Below are 587 nucleotides of genomic sequence, written 5' to 3' on the forward strand. Positions count from 1 at the left end.
TTACCTGGTCTTGACATCCACAGAACTTTGCAGAGATGGATTGGTGCCTTCGGGAACTGTGAGACAGGTGCTGCATGGCTGTCGTCAGCTCGTGTTGTGAAATGTTGGGTTAAGTCCCGCAACGAGCGCAACCCTTATCCTTTGTTGCCAGCGGTTAGGCCGGGAACTCAAAGGAGACTGCCAGTGATAAACTGGAGGAAGGTGGGGATGACGTCAAGTCATCATGGCCCTTACGACCAGGGCTACACACGTGCTACAATGGCATATACAAAGAGAAGCGACCTCGCGAGAGCAAGCGGACCTCATAAAGTATGTCGTAGTCCGGATTGGAGTCTGCAACTCGACTCCATGAAGTCGGAATCGCTAGTAATCGTAGATCAGAATGCTACGGTGAATACGTTCCCGGGCCTTGTACACACCGCCCGTCACACCATGGGAGTGGGTTGCAAAAGAAGTAGGTAGCTTAACCTTCGGGAGGGCGCTTACCACTTTGTGATTCATGACTGGGGTGAAGTCGTAACAAGGTAACCGTAGGGGAACCTGCGGTTGGATCACCTCCTTACCTTAAAGAACCTGCCTTTGTAGTG

1 rRNA gene is annotated in these 587 nt (G+C 51.8%); it reads left to right on the top strand.

Annotated features, from left to right (window positions below):
• Positions 1–562 (top strand): 16S ribosomal RNA (locus HMPREF3142_RS11020); the annotation flags it as partial.
• Between the last annotated feature and the right edge of the window lie 25 nt (positions 563–587).

The sequence above is a fragment of the Klebsiella sp. HMSC16C06 genome (genome assembly GCF_001808325.1).
In the GTDB taxonomy this organism is placed as follows: domain Bacteria; phylum Pseudomonadota; class Gammaproteobacteria; order Enterobacterales; family Enterobacteriaceae; genus Klebsiella; species Klebsiella variicola.